Origin of the sequence: Parasphingorhabdus sp. DH2-15 (assembly GCF_051668705.1) — a bacterium.
GTDB lineage: Bacteria > Pseudomonadota > Alphaproteobacteria > Sphingomonadales > Sphingomonadaceae > Alterisphingorhabdus.
Map to the genome: position 1 here is coordinate 1,739,437 of NZ_CP196351.1, position 20,408 is coordinate 1,759,844.

Genomic DNA, 20,408 nt, shown 5'->3' on the forward strand with positions numbered 1-20,408 from the left:
GCGGCTATCAAGCAATTAGTTGCTGTTCGACACCAAATAACGCACGCGCATCACCAGCAGGCATTGGGCGGCCATAATAATAGCCCTGTATCTTCTTACAGCCGAGCTTGACGATTTTCTGCGCTTCTTCTTCGCTTTCAACACCTTCTGCTGTTGTCGACATACCCAGACTGTCCGCCATAGCGACAACGGCACGAACAATGGCCAGACTTTCTGGTACATCCTTAGCCGCGCCTTGAACAAAACTGCGATCAATTTTGATATTGGTGAAACGCGTCTTGCGCAAATAACCCAGTGAGGAATAGCCGGTACCAAAATCGTCCAGAGATAGACCAACGCCTAGCGCCAATATCTGATCGAGCACATCAACTGCCATGGTGCCTTCGTTGAGGAAGATACTCTCTGTAACTTCAATATCAAGGCGCTGTGGTTGCAATTGGGTTTCTGCCAATATCTGAACCAGATTAGGCATGAATTTGGGATCACATAATTGTTCGGCCGAGACATTGACAGAGACGCGGGTGCCGTCAGGCCAATTTTTGGCTTCCCAGCATGCAGTCCGCAAAACCCAATGGCCTATTGAGACGATAAGACGGGTTTCCTCGGCCAAGGGAATGAATTTCGCCGGAGAGACAAAACCCAATGTCGGATTGTTCCACCGCAATAATGCTTCAAAGCCGGATATGTTTTCTGATTTTGAACGGATAATTGGTTGATAATTCAGCGTAAACTCATTGTTATCGAGTGCATTACGCAGCGCGATTTCCATCACGCGGCGTTCTTCAGCACGTGCATGCAATCGTGGTTCATAAGGGTGGTAGTTGTTCCCGCCCTTGGCTTTCGACTGATAAAGCGCAAGATCAGCATTCCGGATCAACATTTCCACGGTTTTGCCATCTCTAGGGGCCATGGATGAGCCAACGCTCGCGCCGATGAATACCGTGTGATGATCAATTTCGTAGGAACGCGATAAAGCGTCGATAATCTTGTTGGACAATTGTTCAACATAAGCAGAATCAGGAGCGTCTTTTATAAGGACCGCAAATTCATCACCGCCAAGCCGGCCGCACAATTCGTTGCTGGTAACCGCACTTTGCAGTCGCCGAGAAACATCCGCCAGCAAACGGTCGCCAACAAGGTGACCTAAAGTATCATTAACCTGCTTGAAGCGATCAAGATCGATCATCAAAAAGGCGCAGCGCTTCCTTCTGCTTTCTGTCCCTTGCATCGCCTTGCCAAGCGCCTCGGTCAGTTGCAATCGGTTGGGCAGCCCCGTTAATGTGTCAAAACGCGCCATATGGGAGATTTTATCAGCAGATTCGCGCTGTTCGGTCACATCAGAGCCAACGCCGCGAAAACCCATGAACACACCGCTTTCATTGAGCTTCGGAGATGCTGATAATTCCCACCAACGTATTTTGTCAGCAATTTGGACGCGCACCATCAGGTTACTGAAACTTTCACGGCGTTTCAATTTCTCGGCTAGGTCGTGCAGGCTTGAAGAGAAATTTCCAGAATCCCAAGCTTTGCCTGCAATAAGTTTGATTAATGACTCGCCTTCAATATCTTTGGCTTTGCGGCCCAGCGCGAAAGCAAATCTAGGACTGACATGAATGACGCGCCGTGATGCGTCTATTTGCCACAGCCAGTCCGCGCCACTTTCCTCAAACTCACGCAATAAGAGACTTACGACTTCGGATTTCTCACTTAGGCCGACTTCCGAGACTTTAAAGCGCATATAATCATACGCCAATTGTATGGACGCATATACGAACAATAACAGCAGCATGACCGCAACAAGCGCTAACATAGGCTGTTCTGCGAAGGTGAAATGCGTCGTTATGGATGCGCCAAGCACTGCAATAAATGCGACCCCACTTTGCGGCAGCCCGGAATGAAAAATTATCGCGCTGGATAATAAGCCCGCCAAAACCAGCCAGTACATAAGATCGACATTCGAATTAGGCTGCATGTTTAGGTATAATAGCGGAGCAGCCCAGAATATCCCAAGCAAGATACTGGTGAATGTTGCTCTAAGACCCGCTCTGAGGTCAACCATTTTGGTGGCCGCGTCTAACGGTTTAACCGCGACATAATTGAGTGCTATAGAACAGCCGATAACTACTGCCGACCATCCTAGTAGAATATAGCTAGGAACGGCGCCCCAATAAAAATACAAAATAACCAGTGCAGCCATAAAATTTATAAGCGTTCTGGTCAAACTCTGATTCATGAACCTAGTCATTTGGATCGAGCGCACACGAGACCAATCACCGTCTTTCGGTGTGGTAATCCCTAGCAAACCTGCAACTGTGAGCTTTTCGGGCATCAGCGAAGAGTTAGAATTTTTTGACACAGCTAATGGGTATATCATGCTGGTTAGCAAATGGTAACCAGCATGATAAAAATGAAAAAACATTGTATCATTATTTTACATGAGTCACAGCGTTCACGCTGTTTCAGTGTAGTGGCGGTGTTTTTTCCCAATTTTGCCCATCAAACTTTCTGATGGTTGGGCTAAGCGCCGAATTATCGTCTAAGCACCTGTAATTAACGCTCCACGCATCTGGATGCGAACGCGGTTGATAGAAACTTTTGACCCCGCAGGTTTTGCAGAAAAGATGATCAGCTTGACCAGTCCCGAATGTGTAGGAACTTAGAGCATCCTGGCCGGTCAGAAGCGTGAAATCATCATGTGGAATGAACAAATGCACATATCCGCTCATCGTGCAGATAGAACAATTACAATCGACCATTTCAGGCGTTAAGTCTTTGGCCTGAAAAGCAAATGACACTGCGCCACAATGGCAGGATCCGGTTAATTTCATTCGACAGTCACACTTTTTGCCAGATTGCGGGGTTGGTCGACATCCGTACCTTTGGCTACGGCAACATGATAGGCCAGCAATTGCACAGGCACCGCGTAAACAATAGGCGCGATCAAAGGGTGGACTTTGGGCATTTCAATGGTCGCCATACAGCCCTCTCCCGCTTCACTTAATCCTTCCGCGTCACTAATCAGAACAACTTTACCGCCCCGCGCGCGCACTTCTTGCATATTGCTGACGGTTTTTTCAAATAGTGGCCCGGATGGCGCCAACACGATCACTGGTACGGCTTCATCAATCAGTGCGATAGGCCCGTGCTTCATCTCTCCAGACGCATAACCTTCGGCGTGAATATAGCTGATTTCTTTAAGTTTTAACGCACCTTCCAGTGCCAATGGATAATCCGGCCCACGTCCGAGATAGAGCACATCACGCGCTGGCGCGACATGGTGAGCCATGCCCTCAATATCTTCATCATGGTCCAAAGCTGCGTTAAGCGCGGCTGGTGTTTCAGTCAGATGCTCGACAATTTCGCGCTCTTCATCACGCGTCATCTTGCCCTTAACCACGGCCAGATGCGCTGCGACCGCAGCCAGTACCGCCAACTGACAAGTAAAGGCCTTGGTCGACGCTACACCGATTTCTGGCCCTGCATGCGTTGGCAATAACAAATCAGCCTCTCGCGCCATGGATGATGTTGGCACGTTAACAACAACGGCAATCTTCTGCCCTTCCGACTTGGCATGGCGCAGTGCGGCCAATGTATCGGCTGTTTCTCCGGATTGAGAGATAAACAGCGCCAATCCGCCAGCCTCTAATACCGGTTCACGATAGCGAAATTCTGATGCAAAATCCAAATCAACCGGCACACGCGCAAATTGCTCAAACCAATATTTGGCCACCATGCCGGCATAATAGCTGGTGCCGCATGCAACGATGGTGATGCGTTTGATGGCCGAAAGGTCAAAATCCATTTGCGGCAGCGCCACTTGCTGCTCAAGCGGACGGATATAGCTTTGCAAAGTTTGCGCAACGACAGTCGGCTGCTCAAAAATCTCTTTCTGCATAAAGTGCCGGAAATTGCCCTTTTCCACTGATGCTGCAGACACACCAGATGTCGTCACTTCGCGCTCTACCGCTGTTCCGCTTTCATCAAAAGTCTGTGCGCCGTCAGTGGTGATGACAACCCAGTCGCCTTCCTCAAGATAGGCAATTTTCTGCGTAAGCGGCGCCAGCGCCAGCGCATCTGAGCCCAAATATGTCTCTCCGTCACCATAGCCGACCACCAGAGGCGAACCTAAACGCGCACCGATCAGCAGATCAGGATGCTGACGAAAGGCGATGGCCAGTGCAAAGGCACCGCGCAATTGCGGCAATACAGCCTTGACTGCATCTGCAGGCGAAAGCCCTGCCTCAACTTGCTCACTTACCAGATGCGCGACGACTTCCGTGTCTGTTTCGCTTTCAAAGCTGCGCCCCCGCGCAGTTAATTCCTCACGCAGCGCCTTAAAATTCTCGATAATACCATTGTGCACCAATGCCACTTCATCCGTCGCATGCGGGTGGGCATTATTGGTTGTCGGTGCGCCGTGCGTGGCCCAGCGGGTGTGCGCAATGCCAATATTGCCAATTGCATCATCGCCTTTCAGCACTTGCACCAAATTGGCCAGCTTACCCTCTGCACGGCGGCGGATCAGCTGTCCGCCATGCACTGTGCAGACGCCCGCACTGTCATAGCCGCGATATTCCATGCGTTTCAGCCCATCGACCAGACGATCAGACGCTGCTTCTTTGCCCACAATTCCGATAATACCGCACATATTGGGAAACCTTTTTCGTTCTAAAGACTATAGGGGATTCGGATACCCGGCATCTCTGCAGGAAAATCCTTTGTATTTCGTGTAACGAGAACCCGCCCGCGTGTCATTGCGGTGGCGAGTATAATGGCGTCGGGGGATTTGAGCCGGGGCCGCTGTCTGCGTAAAGCCGCCGCGCGCGCGGATATTTCTGCATCGATTTCATCCATGCCGAAACCGGACAGCAATATCTCGGCCTTTCGCAACTGTTCAGCCGTTCCTTTGGAGAGCACTTCGATCCACACCATGCGGCTAACCCACGGGCGAGCGCCGCCCTCTGTAGAGCGCTTGATTTCAGAGCGCGCTTCCTCATAACCCGAAAGCGCGTCGATGATGATATTGGAATCGAAGGTAAAGCCACTCACTTTTGGGCAGGCTTTGCTTTAGGAGGTTTCTTGGCTTTGGGATATTTACCAGCCAGCATATCCAGATGGATTTGCCGCTGCCGGTCATCCTCTTCATCAAAAAGGTCGGGGAATTCAGCTTTCACCTCTTCATAGTCATCATCCCAAGGGCGCGTCCAGCTAGCGCGTTCCCGCCGCTGCCATTCGACAGAATCGCCGATATCTGCCCGGTCTTTCCAGGCACCAAAACCAATTTCAAGCCAATCCTTGGGCGTATCCGCGCGGTAGGCGCTTACCGCTTCGCGCAACAAGGACGCGCGGCTCTTACCTTGCTCTTCAGCGAGTTTGTCGAGCCATTCGATATCTTCATCGGGCAGGTCAGCGAGGATTCGTGTCATAATGATATATGTATATCATGTCATGATATCATGTCAATTAAAATGCGTTGGATTTCCCAATGTTACAAACCTCGCAAAGCGTTTGTAGATTTTCTTCCTTAGTCTCACCACCATTAGACCAAGCAATGATATGATCAACGTGCAGAACACAATCAGCATTCTTGGCAGGGCTGTCCCCGCACATCTTGCAAATACAATTGTTCGAATGAGAATCTTGGCTCGAAGACGCCAGTTTACATTTCGTGGAGTTGAATTGCCATCTGCCGTTCGTGTTTTTGAATTTGGAATGAGTTTTTGAGTTTCAGAGCCAGTACCAGCAATGTACCCCCCAAAAGCAACAAGTGAATTATTCCAAGATCCGAATCTTTTTTCATAAGTTCCTAACGAAAATTCAGACCCCGAAAACTTATCCGACATATGTCGCCCGAAAGGTTGCTTGCCAAGCTTAGTCCAGACGGCAGCTAAATTCTCAAATAGCTCCTCATCCGTAATATCTTGTCTATTATTGATGCTCAGCCCTGCAGCTTTGAGAGCATTGTTCCATTTGCCGAAGCGCCTTAAAATCGTGGTAGCACCAAAATTGCCCAATTCATATATTGAATGCGTGTGAGGGAATTTGATCTAAGCTTAGAAGCTGTATGCCGGAGATCATCCAAAAGCTCCTTCTCCGGGATATTTCTTCTTCGTAACTTAATATCAAATCTACTCATCTGATATTTTACTCCCCACCCTTCTTCTTGCGCATCGCATCGTTAAAACGATCCGCCCAACCTAGCTTGACCAGCTGTTCAGCGCGGACAAGGCGTAGGTCACCATCCGATACATCGCCGGTCACGGCGCTGCCTGCGCCTACAATCGCGCCGCGTCCGATTTTCACCGGCGCGATTAGGGCGGAATTGGAGCCGATAAAGGCCCCTTCCCCAATCACGGTCTGATATTTGAACCAGCCATCATAATTACAGGTGATGGTGCCTGCGCCGATATTAGCATTTGCACCCACATCTGCATCACCCAAATAGGTTAAATGGCTGGCCTTGGCGCCTTTGCCCAATGTTGCTTTCTTCATCTCGACAAAATTGCCGATCTTGCTGTCTTCTTCCAGCACGGCGCCCGGACGCAATCTGGCAAAAGGACCGACAGACACACCGCTGGCCAAGCGCGCGCCTTCAATATGGCAATGGGCTTTAATTGTCACATTATCAGCAATTGTTACCCCGGGCCCAAAAAATACATTGGGTTCTATCAATACATCGCGGCCCAATTGTGTGTCGGCGGCGAACCATATCGTCTCTGGCGCGATCAGCGTTGCTCCATCTGCCATTGCCTGTGCGCGGCGACGATTTTGCCAATCATGCTCCACCTGCGCTAATTCAGCACGGCTGTTCACGCCGGCCACTTGCCAATCATCACATTCGATAACCGCACAATGGCGACCATCAGCCAGCGCGATCATCACCATATCGGGCAGATAATATTCGCCTTGCGCATTATCATTGCCAACGCGGCCCAGCAGCGCAAACATATCATCCGCCCGCGCCAAAAGCAGACCGCTATTGCACAGATTAACCGCGCGTTCGCCTGCATTAGCGTCTTTATATTCAACCATTTTTGTGATGCTGCCATCATCTGCAATGACCCGCCCATAGGCCTTGGCATCATCGGGCCGGAAACCCAGAACAACACAGGCCGTATCCGCGCTCGCGTTCAACGTCTCCTGCATCCGCGCAATGGTATCGGCCTGTACCATAGGCACATCGCCAAAACACGCCAACACATCACCATCAAATCCCGCCAGCGCTTCACGCGCTTGCAATACGGCATGGCCGGTTCCCAATTGCTCGCTCTGCACAGCAAAAGAAACCGGATAGTCCTGCGCGGCTGCTTCAACCTGCTCGCGCTTTGCGCCTACCACCAATACTGACTTTTGCGCGCCCGCAGCCATGATGCTGTCCAACAAATGGCGCAGCATGGGTTTGCCGGCAATAGGATGCAACACCTTGTGCAAGTCGGACTTCATACGTGTCCCCTGCCCAGCGGCCAGAATGACAGCGGCCAATGGCGGTGTTGAAGATGCGTGCGTCATACAAATTGTCCCGAAATATCTTTCGCGCCTTTGATATTGACGCTCTCATTACCCTTGGCATCTGATAATACCCAGATGTATATATCTTGCCTAGGGCTAAGGCCATAAGCCAAGACCATCACTATCATATTAAAAATGGCAGAATTTTTCGCAATTTTACGATTGCGTATCTTTGTCAGATTTGCGCCATTTAATCCATAAATGCCGCGCCAGCATAAGGGGCGGCATGCGCAGCCAGTGAGACCGGACATATACGGCAAAGCGGGTCATGACGTAACCTTCACGCCCCCAACCATCCCGCGCCTTGACACGCCGCAGCAACAAGCGATCCAGCATAGAGAGGCGGCTGGAAAATTGCTGCGCGATTTGGGTACTATACAGCGCATGCGCCATCCGCAAGGTTCGCGACACGGCCTCATAAAGACCATGATGACGCGCGCGATCCGCCAATTGCTGTCCAAAGGCACCATCTTTGGCGAAATGCGAATAAAGCACGTGCACATCCCACAAATTGCGCATACCGCCAGCCATATCGCCATCTGCCGCAAAATGAGCAGCGGCATGGCAGATCATATCTGTCGGCGCCAAAATATAAGTGCCGCTCTCCAATGGCAGAGCCTCTTCCATCATGGCTTGAGCATCTGGCGTCGGCCTTGCGGTCAGTGGCAAGATAGTATGGTGCACATCAATCATGCCATCACGCGCATTGTGAATCATAGGCGGCAATTCATGCATCCATTCACGGTAATATTGCTGATCATAAGGGTCATCCTTCACCCATTCCCAACCCGCATTTATCAAAGCTGCCTCAACCACATCCAACTGATCGCGCGGCACCATAATATCCAGATCACCAACCTGACGGCCTTTTGCTGCGGGCAGACCAGCAGCAACATAGGCCGAACCTTTTAGCAAAACCACGCGCACATTCATATCACGCAAGGCATGCTGCATGCGATCGACTTCCCACATCGCTATGCGGTGCACATTTTCGCACTCTATAACTGCATCGCGGAAAATAGCCTGTACAGCATCTGGCAAGTCCAGCCCCTCGGCACGATACGCCAAAGTTGCTAGCAACCTTTCTGCCCGCGCAGCGGTGATGATGGCAGTCAATGCCTTATCATCATGCGCTTTCAGTTTTTCCGGTTGCGCAAGACATTGTGCAAGAAGTTTGCTTGCCTTCATGCTGCACCTTCGGGCCAAAGATCGGCAATCAATGCCATCGCCTCATCAGCATTGGCATAATCGATAGCAAAGGCCGGTACAGACTGAACAAAATGCGTGAGTGCCTGAAATGCCGGTTCACCCAAAGCCACATAATTGGTGGAAGCCTGTGTCAGACGCAGAAAATTCTCTGTAGGCGCGACTTCGCGTATTTGTTTTGCTTTGCCAAAACTGGGATAAAGCAACAGCACTGGTGGAGCGCTCTTACCCATCGCCTTCACCGCTGATCTGGGCGGTATCAGATGCCGGATATCACCCTTTGGCGTATCTTTTAGCAAAGGCCCAAAGCGGCGTTTATCATCTATGACGTGCTCCATCGCCGGTATCGCGCTGTTTTTCAGGCTGACCAGCCGCGGGAAAGGATAGATATGACCATCTTCCATTCCCAAAAGGGCGAATTCATCAGCGAAAAAACGCCAGCCATTGTCTGCCAATATGGCGGACAATGTTGACTTTCCCGATCCTGAAAGGCCAGTCATCACCAGCACTTTGCCATCGCGTTCAACAGCACTGGCGTGGAGCAGCAAATGGCGCCGCCAACCCATAGCCATTTGCAAGTTCATAGCCATTTCTGCTGCCAATAGCCCCTGAGCCAGCGGCAAAGGGCTGGCGTCTGGCAGCATATAATCGCCGGAAATATGCACAGATGGCCTGACAAAACGTCGCCACCAGCGCTGCGCTTCCAGTCGAACAGTAAAATCGGGAACTTGTCCCTCAGCTTTGGGATAATGGCTGTAAAGGCTTTGCAATTGCGTGATTGGTGCTCGCCAATCCGATCCAACTCGGAACACAGCAGGGCCAACCGCAATTTGGCAATGATGACGCATATTATCCATTTTCCGGTTTATGCTCTGCATAATGCACAAAACCGAGCGCAACCATCTCTTCCAACCGTTCTTCCAACACCTGATATACAGATACAGTTTCGTCTGTACTTTCTCCCGTTAAAACCTCACCATCAACGTCTTCCAGCTCATATGTGTAGAGGCTTGCCAGCCGATCATGGATGGACTGCAAGGTTGTCGCACCTTCTATCAAACAATCAAAGATTTGCGGCGCAGGTTCTATCAAAATATGGGTCTGACCAGAAGGGCGATGAAACAGCACGTCCATCTCATCCAAACTGACTTTTTGCCATTCACTTGACGGATCAATCATATAATGCATTGCGGTCATATAGTTATATCAACCCGATGCTTGACGAATTGCTGGGCCCCAGAAGGTGCAATATATGCTTATTTTTTGTCGGTTAAATCCTACGCCCTTGTATAGATGCATAGCATGTAAAACCGCTCTGCCCCGGTTGTAGCTTGCCGATTAAATCACGATAGGCGCGAGGTCCTCTTTGATGACGACCCTCTAAAATCTCCTGACCTGTAAAAGTGCGTGGCGGCAAAACTGTTGCGCCAGGTGCAGTCTGATCGACAATATTGCCGTACTGATCAATATATACAGGCCCATCTTGAGGTGAAGGCACAGTTATCTGGCAAGTAAGCACCGAATATGCGGTTTGAGCCATGGCAGGGCGAACGCTAACCACGGCAGAGGTTGCCGCAGCGCCAAGAATAAGTGCGCGGCGAGCCGGTATAGCTGGTCCTTTGGAAGCATTGCCCACTTCAATATCGCTCTTATCATGGGAAGAAACCTGTTCGCCCCCGTTTGAACTGTCTTCATGCATTTTATCTATATCTCCAAAGCCGCACATACGGCTACAAACAAATTACCCTCTATTATGAGTTGATTAAAAAATCGAGTAAAACCGTATATGCTCAATTGGATTGTGCACAAACGGGACAAAAATCTGTACTATCTTAACCGCGATTCTCCTTTTACAATCGGGAAGCGCTACCGCACTGAGAGGGACGCGGTAATTCGGCCCTAATGAGAGACAAATTGGCTATATTTTTGGACCCTGAAACGCGCCCGATGCGCATGCTCATCGCGAGTGTCATCATTGTCGTTGCACCTATTCTGGCGACAGAAATTGTTGGAATAGTGGAGCGTACGGCCATTATCATTGCCGCAGGGCTGGTCGCATTAGCAATCGGGTTGGATCAGAAAACGCCAACAGTACGCAATATGGACGCCAGTGCTCCGATATTGGATGATCAAGAAGAAGAAACGCCAAAAGGGCGGGAAGAGTGGCAAAAGCTCATCAATGGCATTTCCAATCCTATTTTGATCGTGTCTGATATGACGGTCAGCCAGAGCAATAAGGCCGCGCTGGAAATGTTGGGTGATGCCGTTGATGGTGAAGATGTCCGTCTGGTCATTCGCCACCCCACCGCAACAGACATCATATCGCGGCATGCCGAACAGCCATTGAGTCGCCCGGTAGAACTGGTGGGTATCGGTGCCCCTGACCAGCGCTGGGAACTTAATGTTACATCTTTAGGCCCCGATGACTGTATCGTATATCTTTGGGATCAATCACGCACCTATGCGATTGAGAAGATGCGCACTGACTTTGTTGCCAATGTCAGTCATGAATTGCGCACGCCTCTATCCTCTATCATTGGGTTTATCGAAACTTTGAGTGAAGATGGCGTCGGAGACGATGCGCAAACACGCGAACGCTTCCTGAAAGTGATGGCTGGCGAAGCAACCCGCATGCAGCAGTTAATTGCCGATCTTATCTCTCTCTCACGCATTGAAGCTGACAAGTTCAAAGCACCTGAGAACATCGTCTCGCTTGAAACGCTTATCCGCGATGTCGAGGGTATTTTTGTCCAGCGCGGCCAAGATAATCTGGTGGCCGATCTGCCCAAAACACCAATGCATGTCCGCGGGGATTATTCACAGCTTTCACAAATGCTGCAAAATCTGGTGACCAACAGTTTTAAATATGGTCGTAAGAAAAGCCCTGTCACCATCAAATTGCGCAAAAGCCGTAATGGCAATATGGCGCGGTTGACAGTGGCCGATAAGGGCGACGGCATTGATCCAAAGCATTTACCGCGGCTGACAGAGCGCTTCTACCGTGTCGATTCGGGCCGCAGCCGCGCCATTGGCGGCACTGGGCTGGGACTTTCCATTGTTAAACATATTGTGCACCGCCATGACGGCCAGCTGGAAATTGACAGCATTGTTGGCACAGGGACTAGGATAACAATTTCACTGCCTATTGCGGTCGAAAAAACCACCATAATAGAGGGTGATAACGCAACAACAAAGGCTGAACCCACACAGGCTAAGGCCATGTGAAAGGTCTCACAGAGCAGGTAAAATTCATTAAAATGCAACATATCTGTCATTTTCGATAAACTGGCAGACCCTAAGCACCCTAGGATTATCTGATCCTCTCACATTTGCGGGTGCTCTTTAATGCGTCTTAATGCGTTTCCATTGCTTATCGCCTGTCTGGCACTGACCGCTTGTCAGGATCAAGCAGGCTTGGTTCAAAGCACCAGCCGCGATGAAATCCGCATTGTCGGGTCTTCAACAGTCTTTCCATATGCCAAAGCGGTTGCTGATCAATTTGCGCAAACTGGCCGCAACCCCTCCCCCATATTGGAATCAACCGGCACGGGCGGCGGTATTCAGCTATTTTGCAGCGGTATTGGCGCCAGCTTCCCCGATATTGTTAATGCATCGCGCCGAATGAAAGCGTCAGAACTCAAGCGCTGCAAAGAAAAAGGCGTTGAGGATGTGGTTGAAATTCAGGTGGGCATTGATGGCGTAGCCTTGGCACAATCGCGTGAAGGAGCAGATTTGAATGTCAATCTGCCACAAATCTATCAGGCGATTGCAGCGCAGCCTTATGGCAAGCCCAATGGTAGTGCACTTTGGTCAGATGTTGCCGCCGAATTGCCAGAAACACGGCTATATATTTACGGCCCGCCCAAGACGTCTGGCACACGCGAATCCCTCACCGATTTGATGATGGAGCCTGGTTGTCTGCAAAACCCGGCGATGCAAGCCTTGAAGGAAAGCGACGAAGAGCGGGTTAATGAAATCTGCACGGATGTCAGGACCGATGGCGTTTATGTAGAAACCGGCGAAAATGACAATTTGATCATTCAGAAACTGATCAGCAACCCCGGTAGTATCGGTATTTTCGGCTATGGGTATCTGGAGAAAAACCTTGATAAGGTTCGCGGCGTTAAAGTGAATGGTGTCGATCCGACATATGACACTATTTCATCCGGCGAATATCCCGGAGCGCGTCCGCTCTATATCTATGTGAAAAAGCGCCATATTGATATTATCAACGGGCTGGACGAATATATTATGGAGTTTTTGACCGCAGGCACGCGGACCGGCTATCTGTCCGAAGAAGGGATGATTGCTATGCCGGACCCGCTGCGCCAAGTGATGATTGAAAGGCTGCGGACATTGCCGCCATTGTCAATTGAGGCGTTGGAATAGTAAGCAAGCACATGATTTATATCATCTCTATGCTGCACCATTTGCCTGCTGGACTATTCTGAAGGAAATACCGTTTGTCTCCCTTTACCCTTTTATTTCTTGTTGTTGCGCTGGGCCTTATTGGCTGGCTGTTTGGCCGGGCAAAAGCCAATCGCTTTGTCGCGCAGGGCAAACACAGCTTTAATTCACTGCCCAATTATCATGGCTGGTATATGGCCCTTTGGGCAGTGATCCCCGTCGCCATATTTGCATTTATCTGGTCCAGCGTATCGCCAGCGGTGATTACCAACACAGTCTTGGCTGATCCACTTGCCGCCAATCTGCCAGATGACAGTTTTGAGCGTGCCGCCATATTGGCCGAAGCACGGGCTTTGGGTACCGGCCAGCAGACACAGGCTTTCAAAGCTGAGGCAGAGACACTCGCTCCCTTATACGGCGCAGCGACCCAATATTATCAATGGATAGGTATTGCAGCATCACTGCTGCTTGGCTTTGCGGGAGCGGCCTTTGCTTTCACCCGCATTCGCCCGGATTTTCGCGCGCGCAACAAAGTAGAGCGCGTGGTCATGATGACCCTGTTGATCGCGTCGCTGATCGCGATTTTGGCGACTGTCGGTATTTTCGCGTCACTGATCTTCGAGTCGATACGGTTTTTCAACATGGTCTCGCCCTTTGAATTCCTGTTCGGGACACAGTGGAACCCCAGCAGCGAAGTGAATGAGGCTGGCACTGCTGATGGATTTGGCGCTATTCCGCTCTTTTGGGGCACGGCCTTTATCGGCGCCATCATTGCCATGCTGGTTGCGATACCTTTTGGCCTGATGACCGCTGTATATCTGACCCAATATGCCGCCCCGGCAGTCCGCCGATGGGTTAAACCTATCCTTGAGATTTTGGCCGGTGTGCCGACCGTGGTCTATGGCTATTTTGCCGCATTGACCGTAGCGCCAGCGTTGCGCGAATTTGCGGTGATGATCGGCATTACCAATGCGTCTGCAGAATCCGCTTTGGCCGCTGGTCTGGTCATGGGGGTTATGATCATTCCCTTTGTGTCATCCATGGCTGATGACAGCATAGCCGCGGTGCCAAGCGCGATGAGTGATGGATCACTCGCAATGGGCGCTACCAATAGCGAGACTATCAAAAAAGTGCTCGTTCCCGCCGCTTTGCCCGGCGTTGTTGGCGGTGTATTGCTGGCAGTAAGCCGGGCCATTGGCGAGACTATGATTGTGGTGATGGCAGCTGGCTATGCGGCCAATCTGACTGCCAACCCATTTGACAGCATTACCACTGTCACCGTGCAAATTGTCCAATTGCTCACAGGCGATTCGGACTTTAACTCGCCAATGACATTGGCGGCCTTTGCCTTGGGTCTGGTTTTGTTTTTTGTAACTTTGTTCCTCAACATCGTCGCATTGCAGATCGTGAAGAGATATCGGGAAAGCTATGAGTGAGACCATGACAGCGACCACGGCGGGTTCTGGTACCTTGTACAGCACCAAAACCGACTGGAAAAGCGATGCCATGCGCAAGCGTATCAAGAAGCGCTATGCTGCAGAAACCCGCTTCCGCTTTTTGGGGTTGGCTGCGATCATTATTTCCTGCGCGTTTCTGGTCTTTCTCCTCGCGGTTATGATCGGCAATGGCGCAAAGGGCTTTGAACGAACAGAGGTTGCTCTGCCCGTTGATCTCGCGGCGATTTCTGGCAATGCGAAACCAGAAGATTTCACTGGTGAAGCAGGTGATGCTGCCTTGGCATCATTGGAATTGCGACAGGCCGTAGAGACAGCAATTATCGATGAATATGGCGAAAAGGGACGCAAAATCTTTGGCCGTTCGGTGTGGACCGAAGTGCGCAGTGCCATTATGAGCAACCCTGATATTATCAATGAGAAGAACACGATCTGGGTTTCAGCATCTTCTCCGCTTGATCGGCTCAACAAGGGTGATGATGTTCCGGAACTGGCCGAACAATATCAGATATTGCAGTCATCAGACAAAATCCGCTCAGTCTTCAACATCCCATTTCTGACCAAATCAGACGGCGTTGACCCGGCCTTGGTGGGCATTTGGGGCGCGCTTAAAGGCTCTTTGATGACAATGTTGGTGACCTTGATGCTCGCCTTCCCCGTCGGCGTTCTGGCGGCGGTATATCTCGAAGAATATGCGCCGCGCAATCGCTGGACCGATTTGATTGAGGTATCGATCAACAATCTGGCAGCCGTACCCTCCATCATTTTCGGGCTATTGGGACTTGTTATCTTTTTGAACTGGATGGCCCTGCCTCGCTCCTCGGCCTTAGTGGGTGGTTTGACTTTGGCTCTGATGACTATGCCGGTGATCGTGATTGCAGGGCGAAACGCTGTCAAAGCCGTTCCGCCATCAATTCGCGAAGCGGCTTTGGGTATTGGTGCCAGCAAGGTTCAGGTGATTTTTCATCATGTCCTGCCCCTCGCCATTCCCGGTATTATGACCGGCACAATTATCGGTATGGCCCGCGCGCTTGGCGAAACTGCACCCCTGCTGATGATCGGCATGCGGGCGTTTACCGCAACTCCGCCGGGCGACCTATCAGACCCGTCCACCGTTTTGCCGGTGCAGATATTTCTCTGGTCAGACGAGATTAACCGTGGATTTGTTGAGAAAACATCCGCGGCGATCATCATATTGCTGATCTTCCTGCTCACCATGAACGCGCTAGCGATCTATCTGCGCAACCGATTTGAAACGAGATGGTAAACACAAGCATGACCCAGAATACAGTCCAGCCTGACCCCAAAATGACGGCGCGAGATATTGAGGTTTTCTATGGCCAGAAGAAAGCCATTAACGGTGTTTCCATCGATATTGACATGGAAAATGTGACGGCATTTATTGGCCCGTCAGGCTGCGGAAAATCAACCTTTTTGCGCACATTAAACCGCATGAATGACACTATCCCTTCTGCACGCGTCAAAGGGACTATCATGCTGGATGGGGAAGATATTTATTCCTCCAGCATGGATGTGGTGCAATTGCGCGCCCGTGTCGGCATGGTTTTCCAGAAACCCAATCCTTTCCCCAAGTCCATATATGACAATATTGCCTATGGCCCGCGCATCCATGGGCTTGCGTCTGATAAGGCGGAATTGGATCAAATTGTTGAGAAATCACTGCAAAGAGCAGGCCTGTGGAATGAGGTTAAAGACCGTCTGTCAGAGAGCGGCACTGCGCTTTCCGGCGGTCAACAGCAGCGCCTGTGTATCGCACGGGCGATTGCCGTCGATCCTGAAGTCATATTGATGGACGAGCCTTGTTCGGCTCTTGACCCAATCGCAACGGCAAAAATCGAAGAGTTGATCCATGAACTGCGCGGCAAATATGCCATTGTTATCGTTACGCATAATATGCAGCAGGCCGCCCGTGTTTCACAGCGTACCGCCTTTTTCCATCTGGGCGATATGGTGGAATATGGCGAGACTTCGGAAATGTTCACCAACCCGCAACAGGAAAAGACCCGCGACTATATTACCGGCCGCTATGGCTAATGGGACAGTAAAAGACCATATAAGATCATGATGACACCCAATACCACCAAACATACGGTTAAAGCGTTTGATAGCGACATTGTGCGCCTGCGCGGCCTTGTGGCTGAAATCGGTGGCTGGGCAGAACTGGCCATCACCGATGCAATGACGGCATTGCTGAGGAATGACAAAGCTCTGGCATCCCAAACCATCATCAAGGATAAAGAGATTGATGATCTCGAGCGGCAAATTGACCGCCTAGTCATTCAAACCATGGCATTGCGAGCGCCCATGGCAGACGATCTGCGTGTGCTTGTTTCCACATTGAAAATCGCCAATAAGATTGAGCGTATTGGCGATTACGCCAAAAACATCGCAAAACGTGTCCCCTTGTTGGACGATATTGACTGGGCAGAGACAGCCGATGGCTTGGAGCCCATGTCAAAGGCGGCGATCCGATTGGTCAGCGATGCACTCAACGCCTATGCGCAGCGCGATGCCGATCTTGCGATGCAGGTGTGCAATCGCGATAAGCTGGTGGATGATTATTATAGCGCCGTTTTCAGAGGCCTTGTTGACCAAATGATTGCCAAACCAGATCATGTTAATTCTGGTGTGCACCTTATGTTTATCGCCAAGAATATTGAGCGCATTGGCGATCATGCGACAAATATCGCCGAAATGGTGTATTTTGCGATAACTGGCCGGGCCATTATCGACCGGGATCGCGGCAGTGACCCGCTAGATATGACTGACTGATTTGAAGACCTATTGATTGGAATAAGCTATGTCGAAACCGCATATATTACTGGTTGAAGATGATGCCGCGCTTGCTGAACTTATCACCTTCCATTTCGAAAAGCAGGATTTTCGCATCAGCCAAACCCCCGATGGTGAAGAGGCATTGCTGATCGTTACTGAGCAACAGCCTGATATTGTGGTGCTTGACTGGATGATTGATAATCTGTCCGGCATTGAAGTATGCCGCCGCCTGCGCCGAAATAATGAAACAGCCAATATTCCCATCATCATGATGTCAGCGCGCGGCGAAGAAGAAGACCGTATACGTGGTCTGGATATCGGCGCTGATGACTATCTCACCAAACCATTTTCACCGCGCGAACTCATCGCCCGCGTTAATGCCGTTCTTCGCAGGATGCGCCCTGCTCTGGCAGGTGGAACATTGGTTTATGCCGACATAGAAATGGATACAGTAGGCTATAAGGTCAAACGTGGCGGCAAAACCGTTCCCTTGGGCCCTACAGAATTTCGATTGTTGCGCCACTTTCTTGAGCACCCTGGCTGGGTGTTTTCACGCGAAAGGCTCCTCGATGCCGTTTGGGGCAATGATAGTGACATAGAAATTCGTACTATTGATGTGCATATCCGGCGGCTTAGAAAAGCCATCAACGCAAATGGCAAATCCGACATAATCCGTACCGTCCGTTCGGCAGGTTACGCTTTGGATAGCGAATCTATTGGCTAAGTTTTAGCAATAAATGCCTCGAAAATTGCTAAAAAACCTAACGGTTCCGGCTTGACAAAGTCGCGGCTGGGCGTGATTGCCAGCGCAAATTCCCTATAAAGGCTTCGACAGAGGCCGTATATTCAAGCTGTTTCGCAAAGGAGAGAATAATGACCATTAGTTTTGCAGATAAAGTGGCAATCGTAACAGGAGCTGGTGGCGGCCTTGGCCGGTCATATGCACTTGAGCTGGCCCGTCGCGGCGCGAAAGTGGTGGTCAATGATCTGGGTGGAAGTCGTGATGGCACGGGCGCATCTGACGCAGCAGCCAAAGTCGTTGAAGAAATTGAAGCTGCTGGCGGCGTCGCTATGGCCAATGGCGGTTCGGTGACCGACTTTGCACAGATGGAAGAGATGGTTGCCAAAGTCAAAGAAAAATGGGGCGGCGTTCATATCCTGATCAACAATGCCGGTGTTTTGCGTGATAAAAGCTTCGTAAAAATGGACCCGCAGGATTTCACCTTTGTTGTAGACGTTCACCTCAATGGCTCCGGCAATGCGACAAAAGCCGTTTGGGAAACCATGCGCGAACAAAATTATGGTCGTATCTTGATGACCGCATCATCAACCGGCCTTTACGGGAATTTTGGCCAAGCCAATTATGGTGCCGCCAAGCTGGGCCTAGCTGGCCTCACGAAGACGTTATATCTTGAAGGCGCAAAATATAATATCAAAGTCAACACATTAGCGCCTGTTGCTGGCACACGCATGACCGAAGATATTTTCCCGCCAGAAGCATTTAAGGCATTTACGCCGGACAATGTTACCCCTGCGGCACTGTATCTGGTCAGCGAAGACTCACCGACCAATATGATTATTGGCGCTGGCGCTGGCGCATATCACGCAGCCTATGTGACCATGACACCTGGCGTAGCATTGCCGGAAAATGAGCGGACCGTCGAAGGCGTAGCAGCGGCATTTGACCGCATTACAGATCGCACCGGCGAGATTGTTCCGCAATCAGGTTCAGAACAATCCATGGCGATTATGAAGTTGCTGCAATCCTAAGCAGTTATTTGTAAAGATCGGGCTGGTTGACGAAATGATGGATTTCAGTCGACCAGCTTGATCAATTTGCGCTCTAGCGGGGCAAGTACAGCGGACAGGTCATGCCCGCGCTTTAATATCTGCCCTTGCTCGCCTTTCAGTGCCCATTGCCCTTGGCGTGCTTGCATTGCGGGGCATTTTTCTATGCGGTATTCGGGGCGCTCCGAAGCACGGCGGTAGGCCGCAAAAATGGCAGTATTTTTTGCAAACTCAATAGCATAGTCGCGCCACATACCTGCCGCGACCATACGCCCATAGACATTCATAATGGCCGAGATTTCTTTTCGATCCAAAACGGTTTGATGGGCATATTTTTGCTGTGATGGAAAAAGCGCAACATTGCTATCTTGCCGTATATCCATCACATTTTGCACCAAAAACAGAACCGCGATCTGGCATGATACCAATCTAAACGGTCAATACGCATTAGGCCTTTTTCTGCACCTGTTCGTCGTCACCTACAGATTCACCAGCCGCGCAGCATGGTGCTTCGATCAAAGTTTCTGGTTCATCAATCATTTGTTCGCTGGCCTGCATTGCCGCTGCGAGCCGCTTTTGCAGCTGCTCCATCTCACACTTTAATAGCTCCAGCTTTTGCGTCTCAGAGTCATAGACCTCACTGCATGGCGTTCCATATGGAATAAATTCTTTCTGATAATCGTTGGAATCCACAGGAACCTGACGGGCACGTACACCTACCATGGTTGCACCTTCCGGCACATCTTTGGTGACAACGGCATTTGCCCCGACACGCGCACGCTCGCCAACAATAATTGGCCCTAAAATCTGCGCTCCAGAGCCCAATATCGCACCATTAGATATCGTCGGATGACGTTTACCTGCGATACCATTTGCTGGGTTCGTTCCGCCCAATGTGACACATTGATAAATTGTCACATCATCGCCGATTTCTGCCGTCTCACCAATGACGGTAAAGCCATGGTCGATAAACAGGTTGCGCCCGATAGTCGCACCGGGATGTATATCGATCGCTGTAAAGAAGCGGCCCAGATGGTTGACCAGACGCGCAAGAAAGAACAGATCACCGCGAAATAACCAATGGGATATGCGATGAAAACCAACCGCCCACAGACCTGGATATAGCAGGATTTCCCACTTCGACCGGGGTGCCGGATCACGTGATGCAATGGATTCCAAATAATCATTGAGAGCGCTAAACATGGGCGTCTCTCCTTTTTCAAATTTCACTTGATGCTAATATAGTTA

At 50.5% G+C, this 20,408-nt stretch carries 21 protein-coding genes; 8 read left to right on the forward strand and 13 right to left on the reverse strand.

Going from position 1 to position 20,408, the window contains the following annotated elements:
* Positions 1-7: 7 nt before the first annotated feature.
* The 11 genes from ACR9YC_RS08055 to ACR9YC_RS08105 form a co-directional block, all read right to left on the reverse strand.
* On the reverse strand, positions 8-1,810 hold the full coding sequence (locus tag ACR9YC_RS08055; protein WP_438726122.1) for a putative bifunctional diguanylate cyclase/phosphodiesterase: 1,803 nt from the start codon (positions 1,808-1,810) through the stop codon (positions 8-10).
* A 649-nt stretch (positions 1,811-2,459) separates the two neighbouring features.
* Positions 2,460-2,828, reverse strand: coding sequence for a GFA family protein (locus ACR9YC_RS08060; protein ID WP_438726124.1), 369 nt, complete (start codon positions 2,826-2,828; stop codon positions 2,460-2,462).
* Positions 2,825-4,648 carry a glutamine--fructose-6-phosphate transaminase (isomerizing) gene (gene glmS, locus ACR9YC_RS08065; protein WP_438726127.1) on the reverse strand — a complete coding sequence of 608 codons (1,824 nt, stop codon included), beginning with the start codon at positions 4,646-4,648 and terminating at the stop codon, positions 2,825-2,827. Before glmS ends, ACR9YC_RS08060 begins: the two co-directional genes overlap by 4 nt.
* Before the next feature lie 20 nt (positions 4,649-4,668).
* Positions 4,669-5,049, reverse strand: coding sequence for a PIN domain-containing protein (locus ACR9YC_RS08070; RefSeq protein WP_438726130.1), 381 nt, complete (start codon positions 5,047-5,049; stop codon positions 4,669-4,671).
* Positions 5,046-5,426, reverse strand: coding sequence for a ribbon-helix-helix domain-containing protein (locus ACR9YC_RS08075; protein WP_438726132.1), 381 nt, complete (start codon positions 5,424-5,426; stop codon positions 5,046-5,048). The genes ACR9YC_RS08070 and ACR9YC_RS08075 overlap by 4 nt, the downstream gene beginning before the upstream one ends.
* A 33-nt stretch (positions 5,427-5,459) precedes the next feature.
* Positions 5,460-6,014 (reverse strand): homing endonuclease associated repeat-containing protein, encoded by a 555-nt coding sequence (locus tag ACR9YC_RS08080; protein ID WP_438726134.1) that lies wholly within the window; start codon positions 6,012-6,014, stop codon positions 5,460-5,462.
* Between the two features lie 130 nt (positions 6,015-6,144).
* The gene (gene glmU, locus ACR9YC_RS08085) at positions 6,145-7,509 is read right to left on the reverse strand and encodes a bifunctional UDP-N-acetylglucosamine diphosphorylase/glucosamine-1-phosphate N-acetyltransferase GlmU (RefSeq protein ID WP_438726136.1); all 1,365 of its coding nucleotides are present in this window, start codon (positions 7,507-7,509) and stop codon (positions 6,145-6,147) included.
* 156 nt (positions 7,510-7,665) lie between these two features.
* Positions 7,666-8,697: a nucleotidyltransferase domain-containing protein gene (locus tag ACR9YC_RS08090; RefSeq protein WP_438726138.1), complete on the reverse strand. Its 1,032-nt coding sequence runs from the start codon at positions 8,695-8,697 to the stop codon at positions 7,666-7,668.
* A complete protein-coding gene (locus tag ACR9YC_RS08095) occupies positions 8,694-9,563 on the reverse strand; it encodes an HprK-related kinase A (RefSeq protein ID WP_438731701.1) in 870 nt (289 codons plus the stop codon). Before ACR9YC_RS08095 ends, ACR9YC_RS08090 begins: the two co-directional genes overlap by 4 nt.
* A 1-nt stretch (position 9,564) precedes the next feature.
* Positions 9,565-9,912, reverse strand: a complete 348-nt coding sequence (locus ACR9YC_RS08100; RefSeq protein ID WP_438726140.1) for an HPr-rel-A system PqqD family peptide chaperone — start codon at positions 9,910-9,912, stop codon at positions 9,565-9,567.
* Between the two features lie 73 nt (positions 9,913-9,985).
* The gene (locus ACR9YC_RS08105; RefSeq protein ID WP_438726142.1) at positions 9,986-10,414 is read right to left on the reverse strand and encodes a hypothetical protein; all 429 of its coding nucleotides are present in this window, start codon (positions 10,412-10,414) and stop codon (positions 9,986-9,988) included.
* Between the two features lie 215 nt (positions 10,415-10,629).
* On the opposite strand from ACR9YC_RS08105, the gene ACR9YC_RS08110 reads away from it, so the two are divergent.
* The 8 genes from ACR9YC_RS08110 (at position 10,630) to ACR9YC_RS08145 (ending at position 19,142) form a co-directional block, all read left to right on the forward strand.
* Positions 10,630-11,940: an ATP-binding protein gene (locus ACR9YC_RS08110; RefSeq protein WP_438726144.1), complete on the forward strand. Its 1,311-nt coding sequence runs from the start codon at positions 10,630-10,632 to the stop codon at positions 11,938-11,940.
* Positions 11,941-12,060: 120 nt separating this feature from the next.
* On the forward strand, positions 12,061-13,104 hold the full coding sequence (locus ACR9YC_RS08115) for a substrate-binding domain-containing protein (protein WP_438726147.1): 1,044 nt from the start codon (positions 12,061-12,063) through the stop codon (positions 13,102-13,104).
* 74 nt (positions 13,105-13,178) lie between these two features.
* Positions 13,179-14,558 carry a phosphate ABC transporter permease subunit PstC gene (pstC, locus tag ACR9YC_RS08120; protein WP_438726149.1) on the forward strand — a complete coding sequence of 460 codons (1,380 nt, stop codon included), beginning with the start codon at positions 13,179-13,181 and terminating at the stop codon, positions 14,556-14,558.
* Entirely contained in the window at positions 14,551-15,843 is a 1,293-nt protein-coding gene (pstA, locus tag ACR9YC_RS08125; protein WP_438726152.1) for a phosphate ABC transporter permease PstA, read from the forward strand. Before pstC ends, pstA begins: the two co-directional genes overlap by 8 nt.
* An 8-nt stretch (positions 15,844-15,851) precedes the next feature.
* A complete protein-coding gene (gene pstB, locus ACR9YC_RS08130) occupies positions 15,852-16,631 on the forward strand; it encodes a phosphate ABC transporter ATP-binding protein PstB (protein WP_438726155.1) in 780 nt (259 codons plus the stop codon).
* A 30-nt stretch (positions 16,632-16,661) separates the two neighbouring features.
* Positions 16,662-17,369 carry a phosphate signaling complex protein PhoU gene (gene phoU, locus ACR9YC_RS08135; protein WP_438731704.1) on the forward strand — a complete coding sequence of 236 codons (708 nt, stop codon included), beginning with the start codon at positions 16,662-16,664 and terminating at the stop codon, positions 17,367-17,369.
* Positions 17,370-17,397: 28 nt separating this feature from the next.
* Positions 17,398-18,096: a phosphate regulon transcriptional regulator PhoB gene (gene phoB / locus ACR9YC_RS08140; RefSeq protein ID WP_438726157.1), complete on the forward strand. Its 699-nt coding sequence runs from the start codon at positions 17,398-17,400 to the stop codon at positions 18,094-18,096.
* Between the two features lie 149 nt (positions 18,097-18,245).
* Positions 18,246-19,142 carry an SDR family NAD(P)-dependent oxidoreductase gene (locus ACR9YC_RS08145; protein ID WP_438726159.1) on the forward strand — a complete coding sequence of 299 codons (897 nt, stop codon included), beginning with the start codon at positions 18,246-18,248 and terminating at the stop codon, positions 19,140-19,142.
* Between the two features lie 44 nt (positions 19,143-19,186).
* On the opposite strand, the gene ACR9YC_RS08150 is transcribed toward ACR9YC_RS08145, so the two are convergent.
* Positions 19,187-19,543 (reverse strand): DUF2794 domain-containing protein, encoded by a 357-nt coding sequence (locus ACR9YC_RS08150; protein WP_438726162.1) that lies wholly within the window; start codon positions 19,541-19,543, stop codon positions 19,187-19,189.
* 64 nt (positions 19,544-19,607) lie between these two features.
* Positions 19,608-20,363 carry a serine O-acetyltransferase EpsC gene (gene epsC, locus ACR9YC_RS08155; protein WP_438726164.1) on the reverse strand — a complete coding sequence of 252 codons (756 nt, stop codon included), beginning with the start codon at positions 20,361-20,363 and terminating at the stop codon, positions 19,608-19,610.
* Between the last annotated feature and the right edge of the window lie 45 nt (positions 20,364-20,408).

Coding starts and splice junctions, on each gene's coding strand:
- ACR9YC_RS08145 (WP_438726159.1), top strand. CDS start 18,246: ATGACCATTAGTTTTGCAGATAAAGTGGCAATCGTAACAGGAGCTGGT.
- ACR9YC_RS08095 (WP_438731701.1), bottom strand. CDS start 9,563: ATGCGTCATCATTGCCAAATTGCGGTTGGCCCTGCTGTGTTCCGAGTT.
- phoB (WP_438726157.1), top strand. CDS start 17,398: ATGTCGAAACCGCATATATTACTGGTTGAAGATGATGCCGCGCTTGCT.
- epsC (WP_438726164.1), bottom strand. CDS start 20,363: ATGTTTAGCGCTCTCAATGATTATTTGGAATCCATTGCATCACGTGAT.
- ACR9YC_RS08055 (WP_438726122.1), bottom strand. CDS start 1,810: ATGTTAGCGCTTGTTGCGGTCATGCTGCTGTTATTGTTCGTATATGCG.
- glmU (WP_438726136.1), bottom strand. CDS start 7,509: ATGACGCACGCATCTTCAACACCGCCATTGGCCGCTGTCATTCTGGCC.
- ACR9YC_RS08150 (WP_438726162.1), bottom strand. CDS start 19,543: ATGGATATACGGCAAGATAGCAATGTTGCGCTTTTTCCATCACAGCAA.
- ACR9YC_RS08115 (WP_438726147.1), top strand. CDS start 12,061: ATGCGTCTTAATGCGTTTCCATTGCTTATCGCCTGTCTGGCACTGACC.
- ACR9YC_RS08090 (WP_438726138.1), bottom strand. CDS start 8,697: ATGAAGGCAAGCAAACTTCTTGCACAATGTCTTGCGCAACCGGAAAAA.
- phoU (WP_438731704.1), top strand. CDS start 16,662: ATGACACCCAATACCACCAAACATACGGTTAAAGCGTTTGATAGCGAC.
- ACR9YC_RS08060 (WP_438726124.1), bottom strand. CDS start 2,828: ATGAAATTAACCGGATCCTGCCATTGTGGCGCAGTGTCATTTGCTTTT.
- glmS (WP_438726127.1), bottom strand. CDS start 4,648: ATGTGCGGTATTATCGGAATTGTGGGCAAAGAAGCAGCGTCTGATCGT.
- ACR9YC_RS08075 (WP_438726132.1), bottom strand. CDS start 5,426: ATGACACGAATCCTCGCTGACCTGCCCGATGAAGATATCGAATGGCTC.
- pstA (WP_438726152.1), top strand. CDS start 14,551: ATGAGTGAGACCATGACAGCGACCACGGCGGGTTCTGGTACCTTGTAC.
- pstB (WP_438726155.1), top strand. CDS start 15,852: ATGACCCAGAATACAGTCCAGCCTGACCCCAAAATGACGGCGCGAGAT.
- ACR9YC_RS08100 (WP_438726140.1), bottom strand. CDS start 9,912: ATGACCGCAATGCATTATATGATTGATCCGTCAAGTGAATGGCAAAAA.
- ACR9YC_RS08105 (WP_438726142.1), bottom strand. CDS start 10,414: ATGCATGAAGACAGTTCAAACGGGGGCGAACAGGTTTCTTCCCATGAT.